At 62.6% G+C, this 9,806-nt stretch carries 9 protein-coding genes; all 9 read right to left on the bottom strand.

Annotation, left to right across the window (positions count from 1 at the left end):
• Positions 1-152: 152 nt before the first annotated feature.
• Positions 153-1,358, bottom strand: a complete 1,206-nt coding sequence (locus AX729_RS25185) for a class I SAM-dependent methyltransferase (RefSeq protein ID WP_061026905.1) — start codon at positions 1,356-1,358, stop codon at positions 153-155.
• Positions 1,351-2,568 carry a class I SAM-dependent methyltransferase gene (locus AX729_RS25180; protein ID WP_061026904.1) on the bottom strand — a complete coding sequence of 406 codons (1,218 nt, stop codon included), beginning with the start codon at positions 2,566-2,568 and terminating at the stop codon, positions 1,351-1,353. The genes AX729_RS25185 and AX729_RS25180 overlap by 8 nt, the downstream gene beginning before the upstream one ends.
• Positions 2,569-2,803: 235 nt before the next feature.
• Positions 2,804-4,732 (bottom strand): hypothetical protein, encoded by a 1,929-nt coding sequence (locus AX729_RS25175; RefSeq protein ID WP_156457192.1) that lies wholly within the window; start codon positions 4,730-4,732, stop codon positions 2,804-2,806.
• A 425-nt stretch (positions 4,733-5,157) separates the two neighbouring features.
• A complete protein-coding gene (locus AX729_RS25170) occupies positions 5,158-5,733 on the bottom strand; it encodes a WbuC family cupin fold metalloprotein (protein WP_061026902.1) in 576 nt (191 codons plus the stop codon).
• The gene (locus AX729_RS25165; RefSeq protein WP_061026907.1) at positions 5,711-6,376 is read right to left on the bottom strand and encodes a class I SAM-dependent methyltransferase; all 666 of its coding nucleotides are present in this window, start codon (positions 6,374-6,376) and stop codon (positions 5,711-5,713) included. Before AX729_RS25165 ends, AX729_RS25170 begins: the two co-directional genes overlap by 23 nt.
• A gap of 25 nt (positions 6,377-6,401) precedes the next feature.
• The gene (locus AX729_RS25160) at positions 6,402-6,794 is read right to left on the bottom strand and encodes an LIC12192 family sporadic carbohydrate cluster protein (protein ID WP_061026901.1); all 393 of its coding nucleotides are present in this window, start codon (positions 6,792-6,794) and stop codon (positions 6,402-6,404) included.
• The gene (locus AX729_RS25155; protein ID WP_061026900.1) at positions 6,787-7,593 is read right to left on the bottom strand and encodes a sporadic carbohydrate cluster 2OG-Fe(II) oxygenase; all 807 of its coding nucleotides are present in this window, start codon (positions 7,591-7,593) and stop codon (positions 6,787-6,789) included. The genes AX729_RS25160 and AX729_RS25155 overlap by 8 nt, the downstream gene beginning before the upstream one ends.
• A complete protein-coding gene (locus AX729_RS25150; RefSeq protein ID WP_061026899.1) occupies positions 7,590-8,708 on the bottom strand; it encodes a DegT/DnrJ/EryC1/StrS family aminotransferase in 1,119 nt (372 codons plus the stop codon). Before AX729_RS25150 ends, AX729_RS25155 begins: the two co-directional genes overlap by 4 nt.
• A complete protein-coding gene (locus AX729_RS25145) occupies positions 8,698-9,804 on the bottom strand; it encodes a DegT/DnrJ/EryC1/StrS family aminotransferase (protein WP_061026898.1) in 1,107 nt (368 codons plus the stop codon). The genes AX729_RS25150 and AX729_RS25145 overlap by 11 nt, the downstream gene beginning before the upstream one ends.
• Positions 9,805-9,806: the final 2 nt, after the last annotated feature.

Here is a 9,806-nt window from a genome sequence, read left to right as displayed (position 1 = left end):
CAATCCGGGTTATGGACTCTACCCATTTTTGGAGGAAATACCGGGGCTCAGGTCACCACGACGCGGCAGGCGGGATTGGCTGCGAAATTGGCGAGGTGGCACATCTGGCCGACCATGCCCGTTCCGATGATGCCAATGCCTGGCCTCACTGGCTATGATCCCTTGAAGCGCTTCCGGACCACGAGGAAGTGCGCCGGCTGTCCCCAGGTGTTGATGAAGGCTGGATCGGTCTGGGTGAGGGCCGTGACCGCGGACGCATCCCGTCGCCCGATCGCGCTAAAGATGCGGTGGAAACTGTCCAGAGTCGCAAGGATGGCGTCGATGTCGGGAGCATTGTCGGCGAGAATGTCCGCCGTCCGGATCGTCTGGCGCAAGGACGCAAGGCTCGCGATCACGCGCGGCAGGCTCTCGCCGAAGGGATCGTCGATCGTTGCGTCAACGTCGAGAACCAGCGACTCGATCAATGCCGAGATCGCCTCCACGGCATCGGGCTTGCCGACCAGGTAGAGCTTTCGTCCGCCGAGGAAGCTCAGGCGGCTGCGGTCGAGATGGCGCGTTGCGCGCCGCAGCTTCTCGTCGTCGGACAAGACTTTCTTGTGCCAGTAGACGTCCAGGCTGTCGCGATAGGCCGGCCAGGCCGAATGGATGTCGAAGCCTTGCTCATGCGCCGCCGTGCAGAGGGCTGCCGCATCGAGAAAATACCGGTACCGGACGAACGGATTCTCGAGCACGTCCATCAGCCAGGATTCGAAGCTGCGGGTGTGCGGAATGCTGTTCCACTTCGGCTCGAAAAGCAGCTTCGCCGTCTCCAGCGCAGGACGGCCCGTCAATGCCTTGCCGGCCGCATGGATCGCCTTGAGCGCGAGCTCGAAGAAGCCGCCATAACGCTCGTAGTAGGACACGACGCCGTAACCGTCCGGATTGAGCAGCCGGTGGAAGATGCCGAGCCAGGTCTCGGTGGGCTGGACCGTGTAGATGAACCCCTCGGCATCGATGATGTCGAAACCGCGGTCGTGGCGGAATCCCTCGACATCGGCAAGTACGAGCTCGCGGAGACGCTCGGTCAGGTCGAAATGTGCGAAATAGGCCTGGATCTTCGGGTGCGCAAGCCGGTTCGGTTCGGCGAGCGTCATGTTCGCGCCCCAGCCCGCGAACACCAGAGCATTCTCGCCGGAATCAGGACCGAACTCGAGCACCTCGGCATTGCGGAACAGCCGCGGCGGCAGCACCAGCTTGTCCGAAAACAGCTCGCGCCGCTGGCTGGCATAGGCTTCGAGCTCGGCGGACGACTTGAAATTTCCGAACGTCGGCAGAACATCCTGACGTTCGTAGTAGTTGAAGAGCTTGTCGTCAGCCATGCGGCGACCCTGCGGCCGCCTCGAGACGATCGAGCTCGCTCCAGATGTCGGACGGCGCGAAGATTGAAACGATGTGGAGAGGCCGCTTCACGTTCTCGCGCAACCGGCTGCTGACCTTGGCTTCGTTCTCCTGGTTCACGGCGAGAAGGCAGACGAGCGGACCCGACTTGCCGGCAAGGTCCTCCGGCGAGCGGATCGGAATGCCGGTGCCGGGCAGGAACAGGCCCTGGCGCTCCTTCTGGTCGTCGACCGAGAGGTCGACGAGATCCGCCAGCTCGTGCGCATTGGTGAAGGTGCAGGCGCGGCAGCCGGCTCCGTAAATGGCGATTTCGGCACCATTGGCGCGGGCCTTGGCGAGGATCGGACGAAGACGCGCCCCATATTCCCTTGCGCGCTGACCGAATTTCTCGCCGACGCCGGACGGCGCAGGCGGCGGCGTCACGTCGCCTGCGGCACGGCGGGCTGCGATGGCGAGACTGCCGCCGCTGAAATTGTACTTCTTCACCGACACCGCCTCGAAGCCGTGGCGCGCCAGTAGTGCGAGCAGGGTTGGTTCGGTGAAATAGCTGACGTGCTCCTCCCAGAGGACGGAGAGGTCGCCTGCCGTCGACCCGGGAGCGAAATCAGGCACGTCGATGAACAGCAGCCCGTCCTCGCGCAGTGCGATCTTCACGCAGTCGAAGAAGTTCTCGAAATCGACGATGTGCTCCAGCACCTGGCGCGAGACCACGAGGTCGAACTTGCCGGCCTCGGCGACAGCGTCATGACACAGCGCCGGGCTGATCATGTCGGAGTAAACCTTGATGCCGCGCTCTCGCGCGATCTTGCCCGACACCGGGTTGGGCTCCACGCCCACCAGAACCTGCGCGCCGCGTTCGCGCAGCTTGTCCATGAACAGGCCGTCGTTGCATCCGATCTCGAACACGGACTGATGCTTCGAGAATTTCGCGATGGTATCGAGCTCGTCCGCCTGGTGCGGCTCCGGCTTCCAGCTGCTGAAATTGTAATTGAACTGGCGATACAGGATGTCCGGATCGATCGGCTTGACGATCTGCGGCAGGCCGCACTCGCCGCATGCCAGCACCTCGAACGGATAGCGCTCCTCCTGCTCGTTTCGGCTGTGCCGAAGCCGATGCGCAATCGGCATCAGGCCGAGGTCGATGACCGGTCGCAGGTTGGTCGAATGGCAAAGGCGGCAATGGTCGGTCACGGCTTTTCTCACGTGTAGACGGATTGACGGAGCGATCTTCGATGAAACCGGTGTCGCCGGCAATGGCTTGGTCTGCGCCGGATACATCCAATCCCCGGCGGGAGGAACCCGACCGGCGTCTGCTGTGCCGGGAGCAGGTATCAGCCGGCGGGAGGTCTTGCAAGACATGCAGGTCCGGCCCGGGCGGTATCCGTAGGCCGCTCATGCAAGGTCCACAGGCAGGTGGTTGTCGCGGTCAGCGCCGCCTCTGGTAGAGAGTCAGATTGCCCCGGGATTCTACGGCGACAAAATCTCGCTTGAGGCGTTCCAGGGTCTCGCGGACACGCGGTAGCTCGGCGCGGGTCTCTACGATGTTATCAAAAAACAGCCGGTTTGCGCCATTGAACGAGCGATCCACATAGTGCTCGTCGAAAGCCACCATCAGCGGCATGAAATAAGCCTGTGGAGCTCGATGGGCCTGCGCGAGATAGGCCCAATCCAGCATGGCGACCACCAGCACCCGCTCATCCGGCTTGGAGTTGTCCTGGATGAATTTCGTCTCGGTGTCTGTGATGCGACCAAAGTCCTCCTGCCACGTTTCGACGGATGGCGTCACGAATGGGCGCATGAGGAGGCTCGGATAGTACACATACGATCTCAGGCCGTAGGGGTGGGGATTGTGGCGGTCCTGCACGAACACCAGCGTGGCAATGGTCGCTACGGTCATGGCAGCTCCTGCGGTCCTTTTGAACGAGGGCTGCCAGGCCGCGGCGAATTGATGGACCCACCATGCCGACACAATCACAAGCGGCAACGCATTCTGGTGCCAGACTGCGTCGTATGTTCGGTTGACCCATTTGATCATCAGCGCGATGCCGATCATCGATAGCGCCATGAGCACTCCCGACATAAACCGGTCCCGCCGAGAGTCAGACGGCCGTGACAGCCGGATCGAGCCCCATCCGACCGTGATGCATCCGACGATCTGGAGCGGAAGATCGTAGATCACGCTCCAGTTCAGGGTCCATTTGATGGGGGTACTTCCCCACCCCGTGCCATACAGCACGAGGGGACGGAAGCATTCGATCAGGAAGGTCAGGGAAAGGACTCGGGGTCCGAACATCAGCAGGCACAGCAAGACGGCCGCCACAATCGATGTGACGGCGAAAATAAGCGCATTGCGGTAACTTGGGAAACCTCCGGCGATCGCCGCAACGAAAGTCCCCGTCACGAAAATGAAAAGCCCTATCTCGGTTTGCCAGAGTAGCGAAAGCGCACACAGGAGCCCCGACACGATCAACCACGCCGGACGCTTGGGATCGGCGCAGTGCAAACCGATTGCGAGCACGAAAACGATCAGCAGTGGAAACCGCGTGGGATAGGCCGAGGGCGAATAGAAGTGATTGGTGGTGGAGAACGCCAACACAGCAAGAGCCGTGACGATTCCGATTGATGCGAGTCTCGATCGGACCAGATAGGACAGAAGAAAGTAAGCTTGGATATAGACCGCCAGCGTGATCGCAATATTCAATCCGACGGCCCGCATGGCCGCGGATTTCCAGCCATCACCCATGATCAGGTGGAAGAACCAGCCGAGCGCCGGGCCATAGTGCGAATGGTAGTCCAGCCCTGGAATGAGGCCCGGCGCGTAGCCGTACAGCGCCGGTCCTACGAAGTAGCTGACCTTGTGCGACTCGTCCCGCACAACCGAGGTGACGCGTTCCAGGTCTGACGGGATCAGTAGCAGGGCAAGGAATGCGACTGGAAGCAGATCGATCAACGCCACGGTGAACGGGGCGTCAGTCGAGGACGTCACGGGCGGGAAGTAGGTATGGGCCCGTCGATTGACGGCAACCGTGACGGCAGCGACTGCGAGAACAATCAGTGCGATCGCGTAGCTGTTGCGATCGTTGGCTGCATGGAGCGCCAGGTAAACCAATCCGGCCGTAATCGTGCTCAGCGCCATTGAGCCCGACGATCGATGCGTTGTGTACAGCGCAGCCGCGGCTGCGATCGGCGCGGCCAGGAAGAACGATCCGTAGAAGGCCTTCTTGCATGCGTCGCAATTCTTCTGCGCTGCCGACAGATCAAAGGCGTCGTCGAAGTTCCACTGAAACGATGGAAGATGGTTCTTCAACAGCAGCAGCACCACATAGGCGACGGCGCATGCAAGAAGGGCGGCCACGACCGCTCTCGCAGCAATCGAGAATTCTCTGGTGTACTGCACTAGAACGATCCGGCGCTCGCGAGCACAAAGCGGATCGCGAATGCAGCGCCGACGGCGGCATACAAATCGGAAATGCGTAAGCCAATCTGGAACACCCGTAGCCCCCAATTGCCTCTGGGCAACAGTTCACGCATTTACCATCAGGGGCCTAGCCGAGCAATCCCGCCAGTTCATCTAATGGTTGAGAGTGCATGCTGTATCTCTGCGCTTGCACCGCCGCACCAGAAAGGGTGCGTCCATTCTTGTCAACTGGGGCGGCGTCGGTTCGCTCGAAGGTGGTCTAGGCTTGTTTCGTGACGTCAGTCCGTTCCGGCGCCACCATCCAAGCCAATCCGCCGACAAGTCCCACGACGAGGGATCGTAGAGCAGCTATAGGGTCAACTCTACAGTGTCGCCAGACGCTGCGCAGCAAGCGCGCCGGTCCTCGCGACGTAGTCCTGGACCGCGGCAGCGTCGCTGCCGTCGGGGGCCCAGTCGGGAAATGCGGTGCGGGAGGGATCGAACGGGCCGGCGGTGGTTTCGTGAAACACCAGCCACTCCGAGGTGATCAGGATCGAGTGGAAGACCTTTTCCGGCATGCGATAGTAGCAGCGCTTGCCCTGACCGTAGGGCGCCATTTCGAGCACGTCGCGAATGCGGCCGTCATCCTCGAAGATCACGACCTGTGCGGTGCCCTCGATCACGTGGAAGGATTCAGGTTTGCCAAAATGCTTGTGAGGCCGCACATAGGCCTCGCGATGATGCACGATCAGCATCTCGTGCAGGCCGGAAGAGGGATCCGGATGCGTGCACAGCCGGCTGCGCAGACGCGGGTTGGCGGCCGCGATGCGCTTCAGCTCCGCGATCGTTGAGTCGTCCGCCGTGACGATTTCGTCGTCCGAATAGTACACTTCGGGATTTTGGGCGCGTAACGACGTCGTCCGGCGCAGGCCGGCCTCATTCGAAGAAGATGAACCCATGGTCGCCCCGGTATCCGCATTTGTCGTAGATCCAGGCCCATGTCTCAGGACCGTGGAAGCTCAGGCAGGTGAGCTGCCAGTAAAGCAGATTCGCCTTCTCGCGCTCGTTGCGGAAGGATTCGACCATCAGATATTTCGAGGTTTCGCGTCCGACCCGCTCGATCTCCGACACGGCGCGGAATACGTCCTCGAGCGGAAGATTGTGCAGCACGCCGAGCGACACGACGAGATCGAAGCTTCGATCAGGATAGGGGAGCTCGACGGCACTGCCGACCTTCAACCGCGGCCGCACCTCCTCCTTGGCGTTGGCGATGCCATATTCGGAGATGTCGATGCCGGCGATCCTCAGATCGGGGACGAGCTGGGTGAACTCGTAGAGCAGGTAGCCCTTGCCGCAGCCGACGTCGAGCACGCTCATTCCCGGCTTGATGCCGTAGCGATCGATCAGGGTCTGGGCCAGCGGACGCCACCGGCCGTCATAGCGATAGCCGCCGTAGCCGTAGCGCCGGTCGCCGTCCCAATAGTCGCGCCCCCATTGCCGCGCGATGGTGGCGGATTCCGCCTTGTCGTGCTCGATGACCCGCTGCACGTAATTCCGCTTGGTCGACGCGTGCATCGGCTGCAGCAGGTTGATCTCGGCCATGATCGTCAACCGCTCCGCGCCATCGTCACAGGATGGTCGCGAATTTGTTGACGAGCAGGATGTCCTCGACCGCCTGGATGTCCTTCTGCGACGACAGCGTGATCTCCTCGACCGCTGCGTGGAGGTCGCAGCCCTCGCGCAGCACGCGGTCGTAGATCTGCCGCCGCCGCGCCTCTTCGGGCGGCAGCATGAAGATGCTGTAGAGGATCAGGCCGCGCAGCCGCGGCAGCTCGTCCAGGATGTCCTCGAGCACCATGTAGCTGCCGGGCATGGTGTGCTCGGCGGCGCTCAGCAGATAATGCAGGTTCTTCCGCCGCGCATAGTCGCGGATCACGATGTTCTGGACGTGCTGCGGGGTACGGCTGCCGTTCAACGGACGTGCACCGATATAGCCGCGATGGCCGGCTCGCTCAGCCATGGAAGCCTCCGGGCAGCTTGTATTGCATGCCGACACGCGTCGCCGGGCGCAGCAGGATCGGCTCGAAGAACTCGCCGAAGCGTTTGTCCGCGTACGGCGACATGATGCTCTTGAAGCGGCAGTTCATGCTCCAGCGCGTGCCGGCTTCCTCGTTGACGCGATTGCCGTGCATCAGGGTCTGGTTGAACAGCATCACGTGGCCGTAGGGGATCTCGATGAAGGTCGCGTGCGGCTTGATGGTCTTGTACAGCTCCTCGGCGCTGCGCAGGCTGGCCATTCGGTCCTGCATCTCGCCGTTCAGGGACGGCGGCAGCAGGTACATCGATTTGGTGCGGCTGACATCGACCAGAGGCACCCACACCACGACCTCGAACGGCGAGTCGCCCGACCAGACGTCGGAATGCGTGGCGAGCAGCGACGAGCTGTCGCCGGGGAGCTGGATGCTGAGATTGACGCGGCGCTGCATGCAGAGCTCGTTGCCGACGATGGTCTCGATCGTCGAGCGCGCCAGACGAAAGTAGGTCGGCCGGAACCACGGTTCGGCGTTGAGGCCGTTGAACACGTGCAGCCGCAGCCCATTGAGATCATCCACGCTCACCCGCGTGTGGATGGTGTCGAGCATCGCGTAGGGATCGTTGCTGTGCGGCAGCTTGAGATAGTCCGCGGCAAGCTCGGCGGCACGACGCTGGATCCGATCGAGCCCGGCGCGATCGTCGGCCGGCGTGGTGACGAAGCCATCGTCGATGAAGCGCTGCGCCAGCGCCTGCTCGTCGGCGTGCAGGAAGTCCGTGTCCATCATGCAAAATACTCCCGGGCGGTCGCGCAAATATAGCTGATGTCGGAGGCCGAGAGGAACTGGTTGATGGGGAGGGTGAGGATCTGGTCCGCTTGCCGTTCCGTCACCGGGAACGCGCCGCGGCCATGACCCAGATGCGCCGCCGCCGGCTGCAGGTGGATCGGGACCGGATAGTGGATCGCGGTCTCGATCCCCTTGTCGGCAAGATATTTCTGGAAATCGTTGCGACGGTCGGTCTGCACGACGAAGGTGTGGAAGGTGTTGAACTCGATGTTGCGGCAGGGCGGAATGAACAGCGGCAAGCCTGCGAGTTCGGCCCGGTATTGCGCGGCGTTGCGTCGCCGGCGTTCGATCACCGACGGCAGGTGACGCAGACGAATGCGCAGCACCTCAGCCTGAAGCGTGTCGAGCCGTGACACGATGCCCCATTCCTGGACGTCACTGCGGTTGATGAGGCCGTGATTGCGCAGCCGGCGGATTCGCGCGGCGAGTTCGGCATCGGCGGTGACGAGGAAGCCGGCATCGCCCGCGGCGTTGAGATTCTTCAGCGGGTGGGCGGAGAAGCAGCCGAACGTTCCGATGGTGCCGCTCATCCGGCCATCATAGGTCGAGCCGATCGCCTGGGCGCTGTCCTCGATCACGGCGAGCGCGTGCTTGTTCGCGATCGCCATCAACGGGGTCATGTCGGCCATGCGCCCGGTCAGATGCACCGGCATGATCGCCTTGGTCCGCGGGGTGACGGCGGCCTCGACCGCCGCCGGGTCGATGTTCTGGTCCGGCAGCACGTCCGCAAACACCGGCGTGGCGCCGACCGCGATGATCGCGGCGGTCGATGCCACGAACGAATTCGGCGGGGTGATGACCTCGTCGCCGGGGCCGATGTCGAGCGCCCGCATGGCGAGGATCAGCGCATCCGTGCCGGAATTCAGCGTCACGACGTGCGGCGAGCCGAGATAGGCGGACAGTCCCTCCTCGAGCTTCGCAACCGCGGCTCCGCCGATGAAATCGCCGCGCTGGAATACGCCCTCGACCGCCTGCATAATCTCGGCGCGTTCTTCCTCGAATTGCGCGGGAAGATTGACGTAGCCGATGCGTCGGCGGCCGGCATCAGCGTCCATGGCAGAACTTCCGAACGGTTTCGATGACGCGATCCTGCTGCGCGCGCGTCAGATGCTGGTCGACGGGGAAGCTGATGACTTCCCTGGCGTGGCGGTCGGTGACCGGGAAGGTGCCCGGCGCGTAGCCGAGATGCTTGAGGCCTTCCTGCTGATACAGCGGGATCGGATAGTGGATCTTGGCCTCGATGCCATTGTCCAGGCAGTATTTGTAAAGCTCGTCGCGGCGTTCGGCGAACACCATGTAGAGATGGTAGACGTGCTTCACATTGGGCCGTCGCTGCGGAACGCGCAGGCCGGGCAGGCCGGCAAGGCCCGCGTCGTAATAGGCCGCGTTCTCGATCCGTCGGCGCGTGATTTCGCCGGTCTGGCCGATCAGCCAATTGCCGACCACGGCCTGAAGGGAATCGAGCCGCGAATTGCAGCCGAGGATCGAGATCTCGTCGCGGTTCTTCATGCCGTGATTGCGGATCAGGCGGAGCTTCTCGTTCATGCCGTCGTCGTTGGTGACGACAACGCCGGCATCGCCCCAGACGTTGAGGTTCTTGAGCGGATGCAGGGAGAAGCCGGCTGCGATGCCGTGGGTGCCGGAGCGCTTTCCCGCGAACTCGGACAGGATGCCCTGGCAGGCATCCTCGACGACTGGAAGATTGTGGCGTTGCGCGATCGGCATCAGCTTGCCCATGTCGGTGACCTCGCCGGTCAACTGCACCGGCATGATCGCCTTGGTCTTTGGCGTGATCGCCGCCTCGACCTGATCGACATTCATGCAGAAGGAATCGTCGCAATCGACCAGTACCGGGGTGGCGCCGGTTTCCGCGATCGCGCCAACGGTGGCAATAAAGGTGTTTGCGGCGGTGATCACCTCATCGCCATGGCCGATGCCGAGCGCCTTGAGCGGCAGCTTGAGTGCGTCGGTGCCGGATCCGACGCCGATGGCGTGACGCACGCCGATCAGCTCGGCAAAGCGCTTTTCGAATTCGGCGACGGGCTTGCCAAGGGTGAAGTCACCGGTCGCAACCAGCCGGCCGATCTCGGCCAGGATTGGGGCGGGGTCGGCGAATTGCTCGAGCAGATAGGAATATCGAACGTCGTACATGT

Origin of the sequence: Bradyrhizobium sp. CCH5-F6 (genome assembly GCF_001556045.1) — a bacterium.
In the GTDB taxonomy this organism is placed as follows: Bacteria; Pseudomonadota; Alphaproteobacteria; order Rhizobiales; family Xanthobacteraceae; genus Bradyrhizobium.
This window is presented reverse-complemented; position numbering and strand designations above follow the sequence as displayed.